The sequence below is a fragment of the Sinomicrobium sp. genome (genome assembly GCA_029266035.1).
Lineage (GTDB): Bacteria > Bacteroidota > Bacteroidia > Flavobacteriales > Flavobacteriaceae > Sinomicrobium.
The window spans coordinates 123,340-144,410 of sequence record JAJUFH010000003.1 but is presented as its reverse complement, the minus strand read 5'-3'; the positions used below and the strand labels follow the sequence as shown (position 1 = coordinate 144,410).

Here is a 21,071-nt window from a genome sequence, read left to right as displayed (position 1 = left end):
AGCCTTAACTATTTTTGCTCTTAACAATCACTGTATATACTCCCAATTTTATAATTACCTTTGCACTATGCAGATACAAATAGTAAAATCGAAGATTCACAGGGTTACCGTTACCGGTGCAAACCTCAATTATATAGGTAGTATCACCGTAGATGAAGCCCTAATGGAAGCCGCCAACATCATAGAGGGGGAAAAAGTTCAGATTGTAAACATCAACAATGGAGAACGTCTGGAAACCTATGTGATAAAAGGCAATAGAGGTAGTGGAGAAATAACTCTTAACGGACCTGCAGCGAGAAAAGTGCAACAAGGAGATATCATTATTATCATCTCTTACGCTTTGATGGACTTTGAAAAGGCCAAACAATTCCAACCGTCCCTCGTTTTCCCCAACACTGAAAACAATTCAATCGGCTAAGCAGAAGACGACATGGGGCTGGTTTACAAAGGTTATCCAATAATATTAGTGTCATCTACAAAGCATTAACAGGCATCGAAGCGTGAAAAAAAAGCTGTCAAAAATCATCCAGATCGCACTTCCACTTGCACTCGGCCTGTTCCTTATCTGGTATACCTACTCCAGATTTACTCCCGAACAGCTCGATCAGCTCAGGGAGAACTTTCTAAAAGCGGATTATACCTATATCTGGATATCCATGTTTTTTGGAGCCTTCAGTCATATTTCACGAGCGTTGAGATGGAATTATCTACTGCAACCTCTCGGACACAGGATACGCACACCCAACAGCATGATGGCAGTGAGTATTGGCTACCTGCTCAACTTTGCCATTCCGCGCTCCGGAGAGGTTTCGCGCGCCCTTGTAGCTACACGTTATGACAAGGTTCCCTTCGAAAAGGCTTTTGGCACCATTGTAGCCGAACGCATCGCAGATCTCTTTATTTCGGTATGTGTACTCTTTACCGCACTTTTCCTCCAATTTGACACGCTGTGGGAACTTGCAGATACCGGCAACATCAATCCTGTAAAGATAGCCATCGCAGCAGGCGTAGCCCTGATATTGGCTCTGGTTTGCTACTGGTATCTCAAAAACACAAAATCGGCTCTTGGCCATAAGATAAAACACTTCTTGTCCGGGTTAAAAGAAGGGGTATTCAGCATACTTTCTATGAAGCGCAAATGGCCTTTTATACTTCATACCGTTTTTATTTGGGCCATGTATGTACTGATGTTCTACATCTGCATCTTTGCCTTTCCCGAAACACAACACCTCAGCTTTTCTCAAACCTTATCGCTGTTTGTAGTCGGTTCTTTTACCATCGCCTTTACCAACGGTGGCTTTGGTACCTACCCATTTCTCATCGCCGGAGCCATCGCTCTTTACGGAATAGATTACACCATAGGCACTTCCTTCGGATGGATCGTATGGATTTCACAAACCGCCGTAATTGTCATTCTCGGCTCACTGTCTTTCCTGATGCTCCCCATATACAACAAGAACCGTTAATCTGGTATTTATTCTCTTTTTGCGATTTCTATATTCTTGGTTTGAGATAATAATTTTATATTTGTTATACTCAACGACCAAACTTCCGTAACATAAAAAAGGACTTGGCTATTTATGCAGTAGTGCCTTCGACCGTTGTATTTCGGTGTCTCTTTTCAGGACATGCGACTTCCCCATAAAAGCAAATGCTGTAACGTACAAAAACGAATACACCTACCCTATGAGACTGTTATGTTTTTACATACTGAGCCTGTTTCCGCTCATGAGCAGCCACGCACAACTAAGAGAAGTCCCCTTCGACTCGGAGTATTTGGGAGAAACGCGAAATGTCAAGATATACATTCCAGAAGACTACAATCCTGAACAACACTACCCACTTATTCTGGTGTTGAATGCCGAATATCTCTTCGACATCGTCATTGCGAATGCCAAGTTTTACACCTCAAAAGGGCAGATGCCCCCTAGTATCATAGTAGGTATCGATCAACCAAACACCCAAGCTCTTATAGATGGAAATTACGATACAGAAAGTGGCTTCCCTTCAGGAACAGGAGCCGATTTCTTCGAGTTTATAGGTATAGAACTCCTGCCTTCTATAGAGGAGAAATACGCCTTGGCCAATTTTAAAATGATTGTTGGACACAAGGCTTCGGCCAATTTTATCAACTATTTTATCTTTAAGGAAAAACCTATTTTTAATGCCTACGCCGCGGTACAGCCAGACTTTGCTCCCAATATCGAAAAACACTTGTCCACAAGACTTTCAGATATAGGTACCACTGTATTTTATTACCTCGCCACGGGCGATATAGGAAACAACAAACAAATCGCCCGTATTCAAGATCTCAACACCGCAGCAGGGGAATTACAGAACGAGCATTTTCACTATTACTTCGACAGTTTTGAAGACGCCGACGATTACGCCGCTGTGGCCAGTGCTATCCCTCGGGCGCTAAACCGCATATTTGCCGTATACCGCCCCATTTCTCCATCTGAATACCAAAATGAGATTCTCACCTCAACAGAACCGGTATACGACTATCTCGAAAGGAAATACGAAAATGCCGTAAATCTTTTCGGTTACAACAAAGCTATAAACCTCAACGACTTTATGGCCATCTATGCAGCGGCTCTGCAAAAAAATGATCTCAACTCTCTCCAAGAACTCGGAAAGCTAGCACAAAAAGAATTTCCGGATACCATGCTCGGATATTTTATAGAAGCTGAACATGCCGAAAAAAACGGGGATATCAAAAAGGCAATCCGAACCTACAAAAAGGCTTTTGGTATGAAAGAAATCGATTTTATCCACAAAGATCTAATCATGAGAAGAATAGAAGAGCTGGCCAATTGAGCGGATTGTATACCGGATAATTACGAAAATTATCCCTAATTTAGACCGCCAAACTCCTTCTCAACACAAATGATATGGCCAAAGTAAAAACCTCTTATTTCTGTCAGCATTGCGGAACTCAATACGCCAAATGGCAAGGGCAGTGTAGCTCTTGTAAATCGTGGAATACTATTGTAGAAGAGCTGATTCAGAAAGAGGAAAAAAGCCCTTGGAAATCACAGGAGCAACACGGGGGCAAAAAAGCTTCGAAGCCACTCAAAATCGACGAAATATCCGCCTTTGAAGAACACCGGATGTGCTCGGGAAACGCAGAACTCGACCGCGTATTGGGCGGTGGTATTGTTCCCGGATCGGTAGTGTTGTTGGGAGGCGAACCCGGCATAGGAAAAAGTACACTATTGCTGCAAATCGCACTCCGCTTACCCTACAAAACTCTGTATGTGTCGGGAGAGGAAAGCCAAGCACAGATAAAAATGAGAGCGGAGCGCATTGTACCCAACAGCGAACACTGCTATATCTTGACCGAAACCAAGACTCAGCATATCTTCAAGCAAATACAAGATATATCTCCAGACATTTTAATTGTCGACTCCATACAAACCCTACATTCAGACTATATTGAATCGGCGGCAGGGAGTATTTCACAAATCAGGGAATGTACTGCCGAATTGATAAAATTTGCCAAAGAAACGGGAACTCCCGTGATTTTGATAGGGCATATTACCAAGGATGGAAATATAGCGGGGCCGAAGATACTGGAACACATGGTAGATACTGTATTGCAGTTTGAAGGCGACAGGAATTATGTGTACCGAATACTGAGGTCTCTCAAAAACCGTTTTGGCTCTACAGCCGAACTCGGCATTTACGAAATGCAGAGCGACGGATTACGAGAGGTGTCCAACCCTTCCGAAATTTTGATATCGCAAAGTGACGAAGCACTCAGCGGCACGGCAATAGCGGCTACGCTCGAAGGAATGCGCCCCCTGATGATAGAGATACAGGCTCTTGTGAGTACCGCTGTTTATGGCACACCTCAGCGCAGCACTACAGGATATAATGCAAAACGACTGAATATGCTTCTCGCTGTGCTCGAGAAAAGAGCCGGATTTCGATTGGGAGCCAAAGATGTATTTCTCAATATCACCGGTGGGATCTCTGTAGACGACCCAGCTCTCGACCTAGCTGTAGTAGCAGCCATACTGTCGAGCAACGAAGATATCGCCGTGGAAAAAGACATCTGTTTTGCCGCAGAAATAGGGTTAGCAGGAGAAATAAGACCCGTACAACGGGTAGAACAGCGCGTTCTGGAGGCAGAAAAACTGGGTTTCTCTACAATTTTTATCTCCGCACAAAACAAAATTGTCTCAGAAAATCGAAATATCCGAATAGTCAGAGTAGCGCGAATAGAAGATATTATTTCTGATCTTTTCGGATGATGATTTTCCCTGTTATGACAAGTTCATTTCCGGTATATCTCCTGTAATTACCAGCCTTCCTTCCGTGGCATTTTCTATATCCTCTACCGACACTCCCGGTGCGCGTTCTAGAAGTTTAAACCCCTCGGGAGTCACCTCCAACACAGCCATATCGGTCACTATTTTTTTTACACATCCCACTCCTGTGAGGGGCAGGCTACAGGATTTAAGCAGTTTCGATTGCCCAGCTCTATTGGTGTGCATCATAGCCACTATAATATTCTCGGCAGAAGCCACAAGATCCATGGCACCCCCCATTCCCTTAACCATCTTTCCTGGAATTTTCCAATTGGCTATATCTCCATTTTCAGCTACTTCCATAGCTCCTAAAATGGTGAGATGCACGTGTTTTCCTCGTATCATTCCGAAACTGGTGGCCGAATCGAAGAAAGAAGCTCCAGGAAGCGTAGTTATAGTCTGTTTACCCGCATTGATATAATCGGGATCTTCTTCTCCTTCATAAGGAAAAGGTCCCATCCCCAACACTCCGTTCTCACTCTGAAACTCCACGTCTATACCTTCTGGAACATAATTGGCTACCAATGTGGGTATTCCTATTCCCAGATTTACGTAATATCCGTCTTTAAGTTCTTTAGCTATGCGTTTTGCAATACCATTTTTGTCCAACATAACAGCTGTATTGAAAATTAATCCTCTCGATTTCTCACGGTTCTCTGCTCTATCCTTTTTTCGTAGTGTTTCCCTTGAAAAATGCGTTGTACAAAGATTCCGGGAATATGAATAGTATTGGGATCCAGTGTTCCTGCCGGCACGAGTTCTTCCACTTCGGCAACGGTAATCTGTGCCGCGCCACACATACAAGGGTTAAAATTTCGGGCAGTCCCCCTAAAAACAAGGTTACCGGCTTCGTCTCCCTTCCAAGCCTTTACCACTGCAAAATCGGCTTGAAAAGCCTCTTCTAATACGTACATCTTTCCGTTAAACTCCCTGGTTTCCTTATTTTCAGACACTTCGGTACCATATCCTGCAGGAGTGTAGAATGCAGGGATTCCGGCTTGTGCTGCCCTACACTTTTCAGCGAGTGTACCTTGAGGGGTGAGCTCTACCTCGAGCTCTCCGTTGAGCATCTGTCGTTCAAATTCGTCGTTCTCACCCACATAGGAAGAAATCATTTTCTTGATTTGGCGTTTGTGCAGTAAAAGTCCCAAGCCAAAATCGTCTACCCCGGCATTGTTGGAGATACAAGTAAGATCTTTGATACCCAATCTCACTAGTTCACCTATACTGTTTTCGGGGATTCCACATAACCCAAAGCCCCCCAGCATGAGTGTCATACCGTTCTCAATACCCTGCAAGGCTTCGGCTACCGACGCTACCCTTTTGTTTATCATTTCCGTATTTTTAGCAGAAAAATACAAATAATAAAGCAATAAACACTGAGATAAGGGCGTGTTTTTTTAAGATGTGTTAAAAATCGATCTCGTCGATGTTTATATCTACAGGTGTCTCGGTCTCCTCAAACTGGTCACAGTCGATCTCTATGGTCATATTCTCCGGCTCCCTAAAATCTTCTTTAGACACACCGAGTTCTTCGTCGGCATAACACTTTTTCATATACAACCCCCATATAGGAAGTGCCATACTAGCTCCTTGCCCGTAGGTAAGGCTGGCAAAGTGTGTAGCTCGGTCTTCTCCTCCTACCCATACACCAGTTACGAGGTTGGGCACCATCCCCATAAACCATCCGTCACTCTGGTTTTGAGTAGTTCCTGTCTTTCCGGCAATAGGGTTGGTAAAACCATAGGGATAGCCCGTAATTATTTCTTTGTACAGCGTATTGTTTGTGGCCCATTTGTGACGTAACCTAGCTCCAGAACCAGATTCGGTAACTCCTTCCATAAGTTTAACAGTGGTATAGGCTACCTCTTCACTCATCACATCCTTGGTTTCCGGAACCGACTCAAAGAGCACCGTTCCGTTCTTGTCTTCGATACGAGTAACCATAACTGGCTTTACATAAACGCCTTGATTGGCAAAAGTACTATAGGCTCCGACCATTTCATAAACCGTAAAATCGGGGGTACCTAGAGCTATGGAAGGAACTGCGGGAATATCAGATTCTATACCCAAGCTTCGCACCAGTTGTGTAACCGGTTCCGGTCCTACCTTATCGATCAATGTAGCTGTGATGGTATTTACCGAATTGGCCAGTGCCTCCTTAAGTGTCAACATCTTTCCGGTGTACTTTCCACTGGAGTTTTTAGGACACCAAGGATCTACATTGCCGTATTTTCCCGCTTCGATACAGTGCTGCACATCGGGCAATTTTTCACAGGGCGACATTCGCAACTGGTCTATAGCTGTAGCATACACAAAAGGCTTAAAGGTAGAGCCTGACTGTCTCGCTCCTTGTCTTACCTGGTCGTACTGAAAGTGCTTGTAGTTTATCCCTCCCACCCAGGCGCGCACATGTCCTGTCTGCGGTTCCATAGACATCATTCCTGTTCGAAGGAAAAATTTGTAATAGCGTATAGAATCTATGGGCGTCATAACAGTGTCTTTCTCTCCTTCCCAGGTAAACACGGTCATCTCTGTCTCTTTCTCAAAGGAAGCCAGTATTTCTTCATCTGATTTTTTCAAATCGTATTTCATCTTCCTCCAGCGCTCCGACTGTTTTACGGCCCGTTTCATGGTAGCGTCCATCTCCTCCTGGGTCAGCCCTAAAAACGGCGCTGTTTTATTTCTTTGGGGAGTGTTTTGATGAAAAAATTCAGCCTGTAGCTTTTTCATGTGTTCCGCAACTGCCTCTTCCGCATATTGCTGCATACGTGAATCAATGGTAGTATACACCTTGAGGCCATCGAGATAGATATTGTATTTCTCTCCGTCGGGCTTGCGATTTTCGGGATCATTTGCCCAATCTTTCATAAAATTCTGAAGATACATCCTGAAATAGGTAGCCAAACCCTGCTTATGAGTCTCTGCCGAAAAGTTGAGCTTTATAGGAAGCTCTCTCAACGAATCTCTTTCTTCCTGTGTAATATACTCGTTTTTTGCCATTTGCCGGAGCACAACATTTCTTCTCTTTTGTGTGAGTTCGAGACGTCTTACAGGATTAAAAAGCGAAGAGTTCTGACACATTCCGGCCAGCATCGCTGACTCTTCAATTTTGAGTTCCTGTGGTTCCTTTCCAAAATATGTCCGCGAAGCAGAGCGTATTCCATCTGCGTTATAACCAAAGTCGTATATATTAAAATACATGGTGATAATCTCGTCTTTGGTATATTGTCGTTCCAGCCGAATTGCGATGACCCACTCCTTTATCTTCTGGAGTATCCTAGACACTATATTATTGGCAACCCGTTCTGTAAACAGCTGTTTGGCCAGCTGTTGTGTAATGGTACTGGCACCTCCCTTTTTCCCTAAAAAAGCTACAGCTCTCAAGGTTCCTCGGGCATCTATACCGGAGTGATTGTAAAAGCGTTCGTCTTCAGTGGCCACTAGTGCATGTACCAAGTCTTCAGGCAGCTCGTCATAAGATACCGGAGTTCTGTTGTCGTCGAGATAATACTTACCCAGTGTTTTGCCATCTGCAGAAATGATCTCGGTGGCCAGATTGGTCTGTGGATTTTCTAGCACTTCAAAGGTAGGCATGGTTCCAAAAGCACCCCAAGAAGCTAATAGAAACACCAAAGCTACGAGGGCAATCGCTCCTATAAAAAGTGCCCAAAACCACTTTATGTATTTTCCAAAACCTTGTGTTTCGCTCTTCTTTACAGGTTTTTTTGCCATGGCATTCCGAATATCAAAATTATCTAACTATCTCCCTTTACAGCCTTGCACTACATATATCGTGCGGTACTCTGTATTGTATTTAATTCGATTTTTCTATTTGTAAGCCTACATCAGTAATCCCTTCCAGTTCTTCCAAGCCTTCCTCTTCTCCCACTTTTCTCATAGCCTGCTCTATACTTACAACATAGGTACCCGACATTGGAAAAACCACCGATTCTTTATACCACAGCTTGTTTTCCTTGAGATCAGTAAATCCCTGTCCCAGCCAGGTGCCGTCAGGTTTAGCCATTTCGTATTCCAAGGTGTCGGCAATTACCCTTCCGTCGGGAAAATCGAGATTTACGATAAGATAGAGGTTGCTATAGGGATATCGATTGTCGTTTCTCAGATTGACAAACATATTGTAAGCCTGCGTGGTATCGGGAGCTTGGAAGGTAAACTCCAGCTGCTCTCCTCTGAGCCATGCTTCATCCAGCGAGCTGTATTCAGAATACACACCAGAGGTGCGATTACAGGACGACATCAGCACACATCCCACAACCGATAGTAGTCTGCTTGTATTCGTCATGGCTTTGAATTTAAATTGCCTTTACTGTCTCGCATGTTTGGCATCTCTTTCCCTACTCCTTTTTTTTCGCCGTCTTTCGAGGCACTCTTTTTTTCGCGTTCTTCCCTCTTCCCTTGTTCTTTCTCTTTTTCTTAGGCTGATCGAATCGAGTAAGACTGTCTTGTCCTACAACGTTTTCAAATACTTTTTTAGTATCTTCTTCCTCAATTTCTGAAGCGTATTCTTCCAAACTATCCACCTTGATGTTGCGCTTGTTCTTCTCTATGATATCACCTACCTGCTCTAAGGTCAGTTTGTGCCAGTTAGCACCGTTGTCTTCGTAGGCATACCACAAAAACCCTTTGAATATGTCTATTTTCTGACAAACTGCCTTTCCTTTAGCTGTAAACAACTTTACATCGGTTTTCGGAAATTCGCTCAAGGCGTCGAGATAAGCGTCGAGCTCGTAATTGAGACAGCATTTTAATTTTCCACACTGTCCCGCCAGTTTTTGCGGATTGAGCGACAATTGCTGATAGCGCGCTGAGGAAGTATTGACAGAGCGAAAATCCGTTAGCCAAGTAGAGCAACACAGTTCTCTACCACAGGAGCCTATTCCACCGAGGCGGGAGGCCTCCTGCCTAAAGCCTATCTGTCGCATTTCAATACGCACATTAAAAGCGCGAGCCATATCCTTGATGAGCTGCCTAAAGTCTACTCGCTCTTCAGCGGTATAATAGAAAGTGGCCTTGGAGCCGTCACCTTGAAACTCTATGTCAGAAATTTTCATCTGCAATCCAAGCGCTATAGCTAACTCGCGAGATCTTTTTTTCACCTCTTCTTCTTTCTCCCTTACGCCTATCCAAATATCGATATCGCGCTGTGTAGCTTTGCGGTATATTCTAGGCAGTGCCGGATCTTTCCAATCCGCTTTTTTCCGTTTCATCTGCACCTTTACGAGCTCTCCGGTTAGGGTAACCACCCCAACATCGTGACCAGAAGCTGCTTCGGTAGCGACGACATCACCTATGGAAAGAGATATTTTTCCGCTATCTCTAAAAAATTCCTTACGACTATTTTTAAAACGCACTTCCACGCAATCAAAAGGCTCCTGACCTGCCGGAAGAGACATATTGGAAAGCCAATCAAAAACAGTCAGTTTATTACAGCCATCGGTACCACATGTTCCATTGTTCTTACATCCCCGTGGCTGTCCTCCCTTTCCGGTAGAACAACTGCTACATCCCATAATTACCTGTATATTGTAACTGCACGACTGCCGCCATTCTCAGGCGGACGACACACAGAAAAGGGTTCATAATTAAATTTATCGGCAAGGCATTCCTCACCTTACAAAGGGTAAAGATACATTTTTTGCATTACTCTTTTGGCATTACCTTCTTATTTCACCTATACAAAAAGCGATACCCTTCGATTTTCTCCAAAGTGCTACGATTTGAATTTCAGCACCTCAGACCGTCCTTTCTTGAAGATATTATTGCTCTTGTATTTCCCTTTTCGCAGCGCTTTCTGCTCTTCATAAGGCAGGGCGACGATTTCCATACAAGACTCAGAACAACATCCGTTCATCTTTTCGGCACACTCTTCACACTGTATGAATAGTAAATGACATCCTTCATTAGCGCAGTTTACATGTGTGTCACAGGGTTTCCCACACTGATGGCAATGAGCGATAACATCGTCCGATATACGCTCTGCCCTACGTTCGTCGAAGACAAAGTTTTTACCGATAAACTTGTTTTCCAACTTCTTTGCCTCTACCTGCCGGGTGTATTCGATGATTCCGCCCTCTAATTGGTACACCTCTTTAAATCCGCGGTGTTTGAAATAAGCACTGGCCTTTTCACAGCGAATCCCTCCGGTACAATACATCACCAGCTTTTTGTCTTCCTTGTGTTCTTTCAGATCGTCTTCGATAATGGGTAAGGAGTCTCGAAAGGTATCTACGTCGGGGGTAATGGCATTTTTGAAATGACCTATCTCACTCTCGTAGTGATTTCGCATATCTACGAGAATAGTATCGGGATCGTCGAGGAGTTTGTTAAACTTCTCCGCATTGACGTGCACCCCTTTGTCGGTCACATCAAAAGTGTCGTCTTCCAATCCGTCGGCCACAATCTTGTGCCGCACTTTTACCTTGAGCTTTAAAAAAGACTTATTGTCCTGCTCGATAGCGATATTGAGTCTTACATTTTTCAAAAAACTAATGCTATCTAGGTGCTCCTTAAAGTCTGAAAACTTCTCGGCCGGCACCGATAGCTGTGCATTTATCCCCTCACGGGCAATATAAATGCGCCCTAAGACGTCCATCTCATTCCACGACAGGAACATGTGGTCGCGAAACAGTTGCGGATTTTTTATGTGGTGGTATTTGTAAAAGGAGAGCGTCAGTCGGTCTTTTCCCGCCTGTTCTATCAATGCTGCCCTCTCCTTGGCGCTTAAAGTATTGTACAGTTGCATGCTATACGTGTTTAAGATTAAAGAATCAGGATAATTTTTGGCAAAAGTAGCATTTTTTACCGGCCTAACAAGGCAAGTAATGCCTGCATGGCAGTCACTTTTTTCATCTGAGACCTATTTTCACATACATCTCTTCAGGTATTTCCATTGCTTCTGTAAAAAAGAAATGGTATTTTAGCACGAATTATTTTTTGTAAAAAACGACTAATGAGTTCAGAGAAAGACGCAAAACTTAAAGCCCTGAAGCTTACACTGGATAAGCTGGACAAGACCTACGGAAAAGGGGCGGTTATGAAAATGGGCGACCATGTGGTCGAAGATGTAGAGGTGATACCTACCGGCTCTATCGGACTGGATATTGCGCTGGGAGTAGGCGGTTATCCACGGGGTCGAGTCATAGAGATTTACGGTCCGGAATCATCGGGAAAAACCACTCTTACCCTTCACGCCATTGCAGAGGCACAAAAAGCAGGCGGTATTGCTGCCTTTATAGATGCAGAACACGCTTTCGACCGGTTTTATGCAGAAAAACTCGGCGTAGATGTAGACAACCTCATCATTTCACAACCCGATCACGGAGAGCAGGCACTGGAAATTGCCGACAACCTCATCCGTTCGGGAGCCATCGATATCGTTATTGTCGATTCGGTGGCTGCCCTTACTCCTAAAAGTGAGATCGAAGGTGAAATGGGCGATTCTAAAATGGGATTGCACGCGCGCTTGATGTCGCAAGCTCTTCGCAAGCTCACAGCGAGCATCAGTAAGACCAAGTGTACCGTGATATTTATCAACCAGCTCCGGGAAAAAATCGGGGTGATGTTTGGCAATCCGGAAACGACCACTGGCGGTAATGCCCTTAAATTCTACGCCTCCGTACGTCTCGATATCAGGAGATCTACCCAGATTAAGGACAGCAACGGAGAAGTAACCGGAAACAAGACCAAGGTAAAAGTGGTCAAAAACAAAGTAGCCCCTCCTTTTAAAGCCACCGAATTCGACATTATGTACGGCGAAGGTGTTTCAAGAGTGGGCGAGATTCTAGATCTCGGTGTAGAATACGAAATCATCAAAAAGAGTGGTTCGTGGTTCAGTTATGGCGACACCAAGCTGGGACAGGGAAGAGATGCCGTAAAACTGCTACTCGAAGACAACCCGGAACTACTGGAAGAGTTGGAAAGCAAGATCAAGGAAGCGATTACAGCTATTAAATAGGTACAGCTGCAAGTACTTTTTGCAGTCGTTTAATCCGTTTCTATCGGTAAAAATTTATGTGTAAAATCCGTCCCATTAAAAAATGGACGGATTTTTTTATGCCGCACGCAACCCTTTGCAATCTTCTGTATCTATCAGAAAACAAAGAAAAAACGTTGCACAACCAAACAGGGCATCACATAACATTTTGTTAAACAAAACAATAACGACAAAGCAATTAAAATTAACAAACAGAAACGACGATGAAAAAAGTAAGTATTGCAGCAGTTTTATTAACCCTAGTGGTAGCCGTATCAGGATGTCTGAGTGATGATGGAGCAAATTTTTACGACGAAGCGATTCCCACTGTATCTATAGACAGTGTTCCGGATATGCTGGAAGTCGGTAAAGAATACGATATCGCCTTCTCCTACAGTATTCCTACAGAGTGCCACACCTATATAGGTAATCAAGGGCGACCAGACATTGAAGCTTCGACAGACACTACAAGAGTAGTATCGTTCGTAGCAGTAGCAAGGGTACAGTACAACAGTAATGATTCTTGTAAAACAATAGACCTTGTTAAGGACAATGGTATTACCCGCCCATTCGAAATCGACCCGACTATTGACCCTCGTCCATTGGAATACGAATTCCGGTTTTGGACAGGGAGAGATAGTAATGGGAATGACGAATTTATATCTCGTGTAGTTCCGGTAAAACAGGAAGAAGAAGAATAAACCCTTTTCGGGGGACAGAATTTGTTCCCCGAAAGTTTTAAAATAAGAGCCAAAACGAAAACGAACAAGTTCATTAAGTGAGTTTAGAAGAACTCATACACCGGTGCAAAAAACGGGAACGAAAGGCACAAGAACAGCTCTACCGACTGTTTGGAGGCAAGCTGTACAGCACCTGCCTGAAGTACTCCCGTAACGAGGTTGAGGCGGAAGATAATCTGCAGGATAGCTTTATGGCTATTTTTGACAAAATAGAGCAGTACCGGTTTAAGGGGTCTTTTGAAGGATGGTTGCGACGGGTTACTATAAACACAGTGTTACAAAAATACCGAAAGGAAAAGGTTTTTAGCCTGGTATCGGATGAGATTGAAGATGAGACGGAGGTAGTACTCGAAGACGAGGATATCGACTTGGATTACCTACTGGGTATCATACAGCAATTACCGGACAAATACCGGCTTACGTTCAACCTGTATGTATTGGATGGCTATTCGCACAAGGAAATTTCAGAGCTTCTGGGCGTCTCCGAAGGTACATCCAAATCTAACCTGTCAAGAGCAAGAGGTATACTCAAAGGGATGATAGAAGAAGATCAGCATAAAAAAATGACGTCTCTATAATTAAATGAGCAATAAGAAGAACATAGACAGACTTTTTCAGGAAAAATTCAAGGACTTTGAAACTTTTCCCGAAAAGGATTTATGGCCTAGTATCGAAGCAAGGTTAGACAAAATACCTAGTCGCCGAAAACCCGTCGCCATGTGGTGGAAATTGGGAGGCGTAGCCGCCGCCGTAATACTGCTACTCTCACTGGGGCTTAACGGTCTATTTGATTCCCCTTCCGACATTCCTGAAGATCCCGTAGAAAAAATCGGGACCGTTCAACAAAACGAAACAGATCAGGACAAGGAGATACAGCTAGAGACGCAGGATAATACAGTCGTCACAGAACAGACACATGATCATGCGTCTCAACAGGACAATACCGTCATCGCAGAAGTAAAGACGTATGATCATACGTCTCAACGGGAGAACACAAACCAACAGCTAGAGACGCATGGCAATACAGCTACACAGGACGATACCGCTATCGCAGTAGCAAAAAATGAAGCTAACCAACAGGTAAAGCCGCAGGACGATACCGCCATGGCAGTAGTAAAGACGTATGATCATACGTCTCAACGGGAGAATACAAACCAACAGCTGGTAGAGACGTCTGGAAATGCAGCTACAAAAAACGAGGAGGAAGAAGCCTCTAAAAAATCGCTATTGGCAGCAGTTGCCGAGATGGAGCAAGAAGAATTTGAAAACAGCAAAGACCGTAATCCTTCTCAAAAAAGCGACAAAAAATGGAGTTTGAGTCCTAATATAGCTCCGGTATATTACAATTCGGTAAGTGGAGGGTCTCCTATAGACCCTGAGTTTGCTGGAAACTCTAAGTCGGGAAATGTAAATATCAGCTATGGGATAAATGTAGCATATGAGGTTAATAATCGCCTGAGTCTACGTACTGGAATAAACAGGGTAAACTACGGCTACAATACCAACGACATCGCCTTCAGTCCAAATTTTGAGGCCAAGGCTCTCAGTAATGTCAATTACGCAAGGCAGTCGGATGTAGCCTCTGCTCCTTTGGTGTCTAATAGCAATGGTTCTAAAGCCCCTCCTTTATCTGCGAGAAATGAGGTTGCTACTTTTACTCCGCAAGAGGGCAATATGCAGCAGGAATTCGGGTATATAGAGGTCCCTATGGAAATAAAATACCGGATTGTCGATCAGCGGTTTGGGCTCAACGTCATCGGAGGGATAAGTTCTCTTTTCCTCACCGATAATTCCATACTGTTGAAATCGGACAATCTCGCTACAAAACTGGGAGAGGCCAACAATATCAACGAGGTGAATTTCAGCACCAACGTAGGGCTGGGTGTAGATTACCTGTTATCCGACAAGCTCAGGTTACAAGTAGAGCCCATGTTCAAATATCAATTAAACACATTCTCTAGTGACAACGGCGGTTTCCGTCCGTATTCATTCGGAGTATATACAGGTTTTAGTTTTAGGTTTTAGTTAGGTTAGCTTTACTCAAAAAGCGCAGTTGAAGACTGAAAAAGGTTGTCCTTTAGGGCAGCCTTTTTTATTTTGCTATTTCCTGAATTTCTCCAAGGCTTTTCGGGTAAATTCAGAGAGCACCAGCTCGCCCGAAATTTCTGCCCTAGAAGACAATAATTGATCCCAGTGCGATGTACCTTCCCAAAGCGTTTTTTTCATTTCTTTCAAAGCCTTCGGGTTATAGGATGCCAGTTTAGCAGTATAAATATCCAGTTCGCGATCTAACTCGCTCATCTTGTCGAAGACCCTGGCATACAGTCCTTTGTCTTTAGCTCGATAAGCACTCATCCACTGTTCCGGTGCAAGGGCGAGTTCAGCCAATCCGGCTTTCCCCATCTTGCGTTCTACTGCCGGGGCAATGACAAAAGGACCTATACCAATGGTGAGTTCAGACAGTTTTACAGCTGCCGCCTCAACAGCCAGTACATAGTCGCAGGCTGCTATCAACCCTACTCCTCCCCCTACAGCTTTGCCTTGTACTCTACCTACAATCGGTTTATCACATTTGCGCATAGCGTTAATCACTCCTGCAAAACCATTAAAAAACCTCGTCCCTTCTTCCCTATTACCTATGGCTAGCAACTCGTCAAAAGATGCACCTGCGCAAAAAGCCTTTTCTCCTTCGCTCTTCAGTACAATAACATATACTTCCTCATTGTTGGAAAGCAACTCAAACTCTTTCTGAAGGCGCTCCAGCAATTCAAGGGGAAAGGCATTACTCGAAGGATGGCCGAATTCTACAGTGGCCACGTGGTTTTCTATTTTGGTATACAAGCTACCGTTAAGACGATCTGTCGACATGATGTGATGTGTGGTTTATAGTTTGTGGTTGCCTCTGAATACTAAAGATTTCTCCCGAGCTTCGATAGCTAAAATACAAATATTAGTCGACAGCTCTGAGGTATTTTCTGCGAAACTTAAACACCAATGCTCCTCCTCGTATAAACATCCAAACCGTAAAGGCCGCCCAGATACCGTGAAGTTTCCACTGCAGTATATCGGTGATAAACAGTACCGGAATAAAACCGAGAAAGGTTGCAGCGAGCAATACATTTCTGAGATAAGCAGCTTCTCCGAGCCCTTTAAATATTCCGTCGAACATAAAGGCTATGGCATTGAGCGGTTGCATCAGCAGTACTATCCAGAATACCGAACCAAAGAGCGTGAGCACCATAGGATCTTTGTTAAACACCAGGCCTATGGAGTCGTAAAAAACACCACAAACCATCATCAGCAGTAGGGCTATCGCTATAGCATACTTACAGATATCCTTGCTGAGAAACCACAATCCTCTGTAATCTCTCGCCCCTAGAAGTCTTCCGGAAATAGCATTTCCCGCATTGGCGTAACCATCTACAAAAAAAGAGAAAAACAACCAGATATTCATCAGCATACTCTGGGCCGCTATATAGTTTTTACCGTAACCAGTGGCGTAAGTGTTGGCCATATAAATAGCAATATTCAAGGCGGCTGCACGGATAAAAAAATTAAAACTCATCAACAGTAGTCCTTTTAAACGCGGATTGACATTGGTGCTCAGTCTAAAAGAAAAAGGGGTGCGTCTATGGTAAAAATACAAGGCGATGAGAAGCATGACCAACTGAGAGCACAAACTGGCATAAGCAGCTCCTTTCAGATGCATAGCGGGCAGTAGTCCACTTATTCCATAAACCAGCACATAATCCAATACCACATTTAATCCGAGACCGACAAGACTGGCCAACATAGCCCACCAGGTATTCTGTAAACCCCTAAAGACTCCGAAAATGGCAAATGTAACCAAGGTTAAGGGGTAACCCAACACCCTGATACTGTAGTAGTCCGTACAATATTGAAGTATAAGTCCATCGGCATTGTAGGCTCTAAAAATAAATCCGGAAAAAAAAGAAGTTAACAACAGGATGAGCACACTCAGCAAAAAATTGAAGAGGATAGCTTGAGGCACCAGGGTTTTTACAGCGTTTAGCCTTCCTTCCCCTAGGTGGCGGGAAACTATAGCCGATATGGCAGTTTTGGTCTGTGCTACTATCCATGTAATCGCCGAGAGAAAAGATCCTACAATCCCCGCTGCAGCAAGGGCCTCTACAGGATGTTCATCTACATGTCCTATAATGGCTATGTCGGTAAGGGAAATAAGAGGTTCGGCGATACCGGCTATTATTGCCGGAATTGCCAAGTTGTTAATCTCCCGAAACGACACTTTATTCTTTTCCACTATCGGTATGCTTGAAGCGGTTAAACCTACAAAGTTATAAGATTTTCTCCTCAACACAGAAAGGCGGTAAAATATAAAGTGGAAAAACTGCGTTGTCATAAAAACTAACAGCAATTTGATGAAACGAATGAAAATTATGGCCGGGCATCAACAGGTAATGCCATACCTCACGGCCACAAACGCAGATGAACTGATCGATTTTATCAGGAAGATTTTCAACGGACAGGAAATGATGCGACTTCTGAACCGCCAGCGGAAAATCCAACATTCCGAACTTAAAATAGGAGACTGTACACTGTTGATTGCAGAAAGTCAAGATTCGGGAAATCCCGGAACTGCTTGTCTTTATATCTACGTTCAAGACACCGACAAGACCTATTACGAAGCTCTTGATGCGGGAGCGGAATCACTGATGCTTCCCATAGACGAAGACGACCACATCCGAAGCGCAGGATTTAAAGATCCTTTTGGGAACACTTGGTGGATTAGTACAATAAGCTAATCCCGTTTATGCTCAAAAAACACCTCTTGTTTCCTTTTGGTCAATTTTTTAACTCCCACAGTGTTACTATCCCTTTAATCCTGTTTCAGGATTTAGGCTGTGGGAGCAAGGGTAAAATTCACATAAAAATAACAATTATCAATTTGCATTTTATCTAAATTTACGGCCTCGTAATTTGTGTACAACACAACAGGCTTACAGTCCTGTTAACGACATCTGTCACAGCATCCTCAATATTAAAATTACAGCTACAGCATGAGTACCAATGCCACCTCGGAATACGTCGATATCATCACATTTAAGCCGGAATACGCCTCTGCATTTGCCGATCTTAACTACGCTTGGGTAAATAAATATTTTAAGGTAGAGGCTCACGATCACGAGATTTTGGACAATCCTTTGGAAAAAATCATAAATCCCGGCGGACAGATATTACTTGCCATTAAGGGTGATGAAGTAGTGGGTACAGCTGCACTGCTCCCCATAGATCAAGACACTTACGAACTGACAAAAATAGCAGTTTCAGAACACCACAAAGGTCATAAAATAGGCCGGCGACTTATACTTCGCGCAATAGACTACGCATTGCGACAAGGTAAAAAAAGACTGGTGCTCCAGACCAACACCAAATTGACACCCGCGATGAACCTTTATATCAGCTCGGGGTTTAAAGCGGTAGATCTAGATGAAGATTTGGCTTATGAAAGGGTGAATATGAAGATGGAACTCCGCCTCTGATCCTAAAGCGGCTACTATTGCGACTAAAATTTATCCCTTTGTTCCACCTACTGCGATCACAATCTCTCCTTTAGGCGGATTTTGGGTATAGTGTGCCAATACTTCCGCTGCGGTACCTCTTATGGTTTCTTCGTAAATCTTGGTCAACTCCCTCGACACGGAAACGGGTCTGTCTTCTCCGAAATACAATACAAAATCGCCCAGGGTTTTCACCAATTTATAGGGAGATTCATAAAAAATCATTGTTCTCTGCTCAGCGACCAAAGCCTTAAGACGAGTTTGCCTACCTTTCTTAACTGGCAGAAATCCTTCAAAAACAAACCTATCGTTGGGCAGTCCACTATTTACCAAAGCCGGTACAAAAGCGGTAGCTCCGGGGAGACATTCTACCCTTATTCCCGCTTCTACACAAGCTCGGGTAAGCAAAAAACCTGGATCTGATATAGCGGGAGTACCGGCATCAGATATAAGCGCTATGGTCTCTCCGCCAGCTATACGTCTTACTACAGAAGTCACCGTCTTGTGTTCATTGTACATATGATGACTCTGCAGAGGAGTATCTATGTCAAAATGCTTGAGAAGCTTACTACTCGTTCGGGTATCTTCTGCGAGTATAGTATCTACTTCCCCAAGCACCTTCACCGCCCGAAAGGTCATATCGTCAAGATTACCTATCGGTGTAGGCACAATATAGAGTTTAGACATGGAACTCAGTTGTATTTCTTTTCCAGTAGGCTTATAAACCGCTCTTCATACTGTTCCTTACCTTTCCAATTGTTGTAATCGGGTTTTATCATATGAGCAATAAACCTTTTGGCCTCTTCTTCGCTATCTATGGTATTGATTTGCGACATTACCCGGTTGTAATCTTCCGTACTGTCGTTAAAGAGGTGTTTTATAAAGGCTAGTTTGTCGTTAAGCCCTATCCCAACACCTTCTCTAAGCCTGTCGTTAAGAGACTTAGAACGAAACTCAATTGTTTCAGTAGAAGATATTTTCTTCTCTTCCGTTCTTCGCTCAAAAACAGGTTCAGGCAATATCCCGGCCAGTATATCGTCAAGCGTTTCTTGTTCCGGCATTTCTGCCACCATATCTTTTATAGTATCCATAGCGGGAATGATGATGTCTTCGCTATGTGGGTTATTTTCCGGCACTCTTCTGTTTTCATCGATCACCGCTCCGGCGAGTTGTTCAAATTTCAGAAGCGCCTCGCTCTTTCCAGTCGCAGGTAGCATCTCACCAAAGTGTTGCTCCACAAACTGTAGCAAGGTGAGTTTCTCATACATTTTCCTAGCCTTTGCCTGAAGACTCGTAAGGTCTTCACGTCCTTGCATCTTCAGAATATCTTGCGCAATACTCACAAGTTCAGACTCCAGTTTCTTTTTCATCGCTTTTTGTTTTAATAATTATTACAGCCTTGTTCTCTCTAGTGTTACCCAAAAAAACAAGTCTGCATTTTTGACCTCCAAAAGATAGGTTATTCCTATTAGAGATACAAATATATTAGTATTATTATAACAATAATCTTTCCGATCGTTTTTCCAATACCGCACTATGGCTTCTCCCTTGTATTGACATGACCTCTCTGTAAATCACATCATTCAAAAAAATTGTAAAGACACCTCTAAAACAGGGTTGAAACAAGCTAACACGTCTTCAAAAAAGAGCGATCCATACGCTGTGGGCATCGTGTTTTTTCCTTAGCTTTGTAAAGATACAGACTACGGAAATCTTTCGGGCAACCACAATGTTCGGATAGAGGCAAACAAGGGTGAAAATTACAAAATGTTTCTCGAAAATACAGTTAATCATAAAGAACAATTCGGCTGGATAGAAGTTATCTGTGGCTCCATGTTTTCCGGTAAGACTGAAGAGCTGATTCGCCGATTGCGCCGCGCGCGTATAGCCCGCCAGAAAGTGGAGATATTCAAACCTTCTGTCGACACGCGCCACAGTGAAGAAATGGTCGTTTCTCACGATGCCAACGAAATTCGTTCTACGCCAGTACCAGCAGCTGCAAATATCCGCCTATTGGCCGACGGTTGTGATGTGGTGGGCATAGACGAGGCTCAGTTCTTTGACGATGAAATTGTTTCGGTATGCAATGATTTAGCCAATAAGGGAATACGCGTTATTGTAGCCGGATTGGACATGGACTTTAAGGGCAACCCTTTCGGCCCCATGCCGGCCCTCATGGCCACTGCAGAGTACGTCACCAAAGTTCACGCTATATGCACCCGAACCGGAAACCTAGCACATTACAGTTTTCGAAAAACTGACGACGACAAACTAGTACTCCTCGGAGAAACCGAAGAATACGAACCCCTCAGCAGGGGAGCTTTTTACAGAGCGATGCTCAGTGAAAAAGTCAGAGATATCGACGTAAAAGACTCTGAGGATATTTCGGAATTTAAGTCCGAAAAAACCTGAAGTAGCACATCAATTTAACCAATCCGATCACACCGCCAAAATACAGTGTACACCTATATTGAAATCT

At 43.7% G+C, this 21,071-nt stretch carries 21 protein-coding genes; 11 read left to right on the top strand and 10 right to left on the bottom strand.

All coding sequences use genetic code 11. The features are described 5' to 3' along the window. Positions 1–67: 67 nt before the first annotated feature. The 4 genes from panD (at position 68) to radA (ending at position 4,259) form a co-directional block, all read left to right on the top strand. Positions 68–418, top strand: coding sequence for an aspartate 1-decarboxylase (panD, locus tag ACYZZR_RS03450; RefSeq protein ID WP_461532598.1), 351 nt, complete (start codon positions 68–70; stop codon positions 416–418). Between the two features lie 82 nt (positions 419–500). Next, a complete protein-coding gene (locus ACYZZR_RS03445; RefSeq protein WP_461532597.1) occupies positions 501–1,466 on the top strand; it encodes a lysylphosphatidylglycerol synthase transmembrane domain-containing protein in 966 nt (321 codons plus the stop codon). Positions 1,467–1,686: 220 nt separating this feature from the next. After that, complete coding sequence (locus ACYZZR_RS03440; protein ID WP_461532596.1) at positions 1,687–2,820, top strand: alpha/beta hydrolase; 1,134 nt, start codon at positions 1,687–1,689, stop codon at positions 2,818–2,820. A 74-nt stretch (positions 2,821–2,894) separates the two neighbouring features. Continuing rightward, a complete protein-coding gene (gene radA / locus ACYZZR_RS03435; protein WP_461532595.1) occupies positions 2,895–4,259 on the top strand; it encodes a DNA repair protein RadA in 1,365 nt (454 codons plus the stop codon). Positions 4,260–4,271: 12 nt separating this feature from the next. Here radA and ACYZZR_RS03430 read toward each other — a convergent pair whose 3' ends face one another. The 6 genes from ACYZZR_RS03430 to trhO form a co-directional block, all read right to left on the bottom strand. Continuing rightward, positions 4,272–4,928 (bottom strand): CoA transferase subunit B, encoded by a 657-nt coding sequence (locus ACYZZR_RS03430; RefSeq protein WP_461532594.1) that lies wholly within the window; start codon positions 4,926–4,928, stop codon positions 4,272–4,274. A 17-nt stretch (positions 4,929–4,945) separates the two neighbouring features. After that, positions 4,946–5,650, bottom strand: coding sequence for a CoA transferase subunit A (locus ACYZZR_RS03425; RefSeq protein ID WP_461532593.1), 705 nt, complete (start codon positions 5,648–5,650; stop codon positions 4,946–4,948). Between the two features lie 76 nt (positions 5,651–5,726). Then, positions 5,727–8,051, bottom strand: a complete 2,325-nt coding sequence (locus ACYZZR_RS03420) for a penicillin-binding protein 1A (RefSeq protein ID WP_461532592.1) — start codon at positions 8,049–8,051, stop codon at positions 5,727–5,729. An 82-nt stretch (positions 8,052–8,133) separates the two neighbouring features. After that, a complete protein-coding gene (locus tag ACYZZR_RS03415) occupies positions 8,134–8,622 on the bottom strand; it encodes a gliding motility lipoprotein GldH (protein WP_461532591.1) in 489 nt (162 codons plus the stop codon). Positions 8,623–8,674: 52 nt separating this feature from the next. Continuing rightward, positions 8,675–9,850 (bottom strand): PSP1 domain-containing protein, encoded by a 1,176-nt coding sequence (locus ACYZZR_RS03410; RefSeq protein WP_461532590.1) that lies wholly within the window; start codon positions 9,848–9,850, stop codon positions 8,675–8,677. 200 nt (positions 9,851–10,050) lie between these two features. Beyond that, complete coding sequence (gene trhO / locus ACYZZR_RS03405) at positions 10,051–11,082, bottom strand: oxygen-dependent tRNA uridine(34) hydroxylase TrhO (RefSeq protein ID WP_461532589.1); 1,032 nt, start codon at positions 11,080–11,082, stop codon at positions 10,051–10,053. A 207-nt stretch (positions 11,083–11,289) separates the two neighbouring features. On the opposite strand from trhO, the gene recA reads away from it, so the two are divergent. From recA to ACYZZR_RS03385, 4 genes are all read left to right on the top strand, one after another. Continuing rightward, on the top strand, positions 11,290–12,294 hold the full coding sequence (gene recA, locus ACYZZR_RS03400; protein WP_461532588.1) for a recombinase RecA: 1,005 nt from the start codon (positions 11,290–11,292) through the stop codon (positions 12,292–12,294). A 242-nt stretch (positions 12,295–12,536) separates the two neighbouring features. Next, positions 12,537–13,013, top strand: a complete 477-nt coding sequence (locus ACYZZR_RS03395) for a hypothetical protein (RefSeq protein WP_461532587.1) — start codon at positions 12,537–12,539, stop codon at positions 13,011–13,013. A gap of 77 nt (positions 13,014–13,090) precedes the next feature. After that, positions 13,091–13,630, top strand: a complete 540-nt coding sequence (locus ACYZZR_RS03390) for an RNA polymerase sigma factor (RefSeq protein ID WP_461532586.1) — start codon at positions 13,091–13,093, stop codon at positions 13,628–13,630. A gap of 4 nt (positions 13,631–13,634) precedes the next feature. Beyond that, complete coding sequence (locus ACYZZR_RS03385; RefSeq protein ID WP_461532585.1) at positions 13,635–15,077, top strand: hypothetical protein; 1,443 nt, start codon at positions 13,635–13,637, stop codon at positions 15,075–15,077. 75 nt (positions 15,078–15,152) lie between these two features. On the opposite strand, the gene ACYZZR_RS03380 is transcribed toward ACYZZR_RS03385, so the two are convergent. Together ACYZZR_RS03380 and ACYZZR_RS03375 are read right to left on the bottom strand one after the other, a co-directional pair. Next, positions 15,153–15,920, bottom strand: a complete 768-nt coding sequence (locus ACYZZR_RS03380) for an enoyl-CoA hydratase/isomerase family protein (RefSeq protein ID WP_461532584.1) — start codon at positions 15,918–15,920, stop codon at positions 15,153–15,155. 82 nt (positions 15,921–16,002) lie between these two features. Beyond that, on the bottom strand, positions 16,003–17,433 hold the full coding sequence (locus ACYZZR_RS03375; protein ID WP_461532583.1) for an MATE family efflux transporter: 1,431 nt from the start codon (positions 17,431–17,433) through the stop codon (positions 16,003–16,005). A 19-nt stretch (positions 17,434–17,452) separates the two neighbouring features. Here ACYZZR_RS03375 and ACYZZR_RS03370 point away from each other — a divergent pair, with 19 nt between their 5' ends. Together ACYZZR_RS03370 and ACYZZR_RS03365 are read left to right on the top strand one after the other, a co-directional pair. Then, positions 17,453–17,836, top strand: a complete 384-nt coding sequence (locus tag ACYZZR_RS03370) for a VOC family protein (protein WP_461532582.1) — start codon at positions 17,453–17,455, stop codon at positions 17,834–17,836. Positions 17,837–18,091: 255 nt separating this feature from the next. Beyond that, positions 18,092–18,574 (top strand): GNAT family N-acetyltransferase, encoded by a 483-nt coding sequence (locus tag ACYZZR_RS03365; RefSeq protein WP_461532581.1) that lies wholly within the window; start codon positions 18,092–18,094, stop codon positions 18,572–18,574. 30 nt (positions 18,575–18,604) lie between these two features. On the opposite strand, the gene rsmI is transcribed toward ACYZZR_RS03365, so the two are convergent. Both rsmI and ACYZZR_RS03355 read right to left on the bottom strand, forming a co-directional pair. Beyond that, positions 18,605–19,279 (bottom strand): 16S rRNA (cytidine(1402)-2'-O)-methyltransferase, encoded by a 675-nt coding sequence (gene rsmI, locus ACYZZR_RS03360; RefSeq protein ID WP_461532580.1) that lies wholly within the window; start codon positions 19,277–19,279, stop codon positions 18,605–18,607. A 5-nt stretch (positions 19,280–19,284) separates the two neighbouring features. Then, on the bottom strand, positions 19,285–19,962 hold the full coding sequence (locus ACYZZR_RS03355; protein WP_461532579.1) for a hypothetical protein: 678 nt from the start codon (positions 19,960–19,962) through the stop codon (positions 19,285–19,287). A gap of 397 nt (positions 19,963–20,359) precedes the next feature. Here ACYZZR_RS03355 and ACYZZR_RS03350 point away from each other — a divergent pair, with 397 nt between their 5' ends. Continuing rightward, complete coding sequence (locus ACYZZR_RS03350) at positions 20,360–21,004, top strand: thymidine kinase (protein WP_461532578.1); 645 nt, start codon at positions 20,360–20,362, stop codon at positions 21,002–21,004. Positions 21,005–21,071: the final 67 nt, after the last annotated feature.

Coding starts and splice junctions, on each gene's coding strand:
- panD (WP_461532598.1), top strand. CDS start 68: ATGCAGATACAAATAGTAAAATCGAAGATTCACAGGGTTACCGTTACC.
- ACYZZR_RS03440 (WP_461532596.1), top strand. CDS start 1,687: ATGAGACTGTTATGTTTTTACATACTGAGCCTGTTTCCGCTCATGAGC.
- radA (WP_461532595.1), top strand. CDS start 2,895: ATGGCCAAAGTAAAAACCTCTTATTTCTGTCAGCATTGCGGAACTCAA.
- ACYZZR_RS03430 (WP_461532594.1), bottom strand. CDS start 4,928: ATGTTGGACAAAAATGGTATTGCAAAACGCATAGCTAAAGAACTTAAA.
- ACYZZR_RS03425 (WP_461532593.1), bottom strand. CDS start 5,650: ATGATAAACAAAAGGGTAGCGTCGGTAGCCGAAGCCTTGCAGGGTATT.
- ACYZZR_RS03420 (WP_461532592.1), bottom strand. CDS start 8,051: ATGGCAAAAAAACCTGTAAAGAAGAGCGAAACACAAGGTTTTGGAAAA.
- ACYZZR_RS03415 (WP_461532591.1), bottom strand. CDS start 8,622: ATGACGAATACAAGCAGACTACTATCGGTTGTGGGATGTGTGCTGATG.
- ACYZZR_RS03410 (WP_461532590.1), bottom strand. CDS start 9,850: ATGGGATGTAGCAGTTGTTCTACCGGAAAGGGAGGACAGCCACGGGGA.
- trhO (WP_461532589.1), bottom strand. CDS start 11,082: ATGCAACTGTACAATACTTTAAGCGCCAAGGAGAGGGCAGCATTGATA.
- recA (WP_461532588.1), top strand. CDS start 11,290: ATGAGTTCAGAGAAAGACGCAAAACTTAAAGCCCTGAAGCTTACACTG.
- ACYZZR_RS03395 (WP_461532587.1), top strand. CDS start 12,537: ATGAAAAAAGTAAGTATTGCAGCAGTTTTATTAACCCTAGTGGTAGCC.
- ACYZZR_RS03385 (WP_461532585.1), top strand. CDS start 13,635: ATGAGCAATAAGAAGAACATAGACAGACTTTTTCAGGAAAAATTCAAG.
- ACYZZR_RS03380 (WP_461532584.1), bottom strand. CDS start 15,920: ATGTCGACAGATCGTCTTAACGGTAGCTTGTATACCAAAATAGAAAAC.
- ACYZZR_RS03375 (WP_461532583.1), bottom strand. CDS start 17,433: ATGACAACGCAGTTTTTCCACTTTATATTTTACCGCCTTTCTGTGTTG.
- ACYZZR_RS03370 (WP_461532582.1), top strand. CDS start 17,453: ATGAAACGAATGAAAATTATGGCCGGGCATCAACAGGTAATGCCATAC.
- ACYZZR_RS03365 (WP_461532581.1), top strand. CDS start 18,092: ATGAGTACCAATGCCACCTCGGAATACGTCGATATCATCACATTTAAG.
- rsmI (WP_461532580.1), bottom strand. CDS start 19,279: ATGTCTAAACTCTATATTGTGCCTACACCGATAGGTAATCTTGACGAT.
- ACYZZR_RS03355 (WP_461532579.1), bottom strand. CDS start 19,962: ATGAAAAAGAAACTGGAGTCTGAACTTGTGAGTATTGCGCAAGATATT.
- ACYZZR_RS03350 (WP_461532578.1), top strand. CDS start 20,360: ATGTTTCTCGAAAATACAGTTAATCATAAAGAACAATTCGGCTGGATA.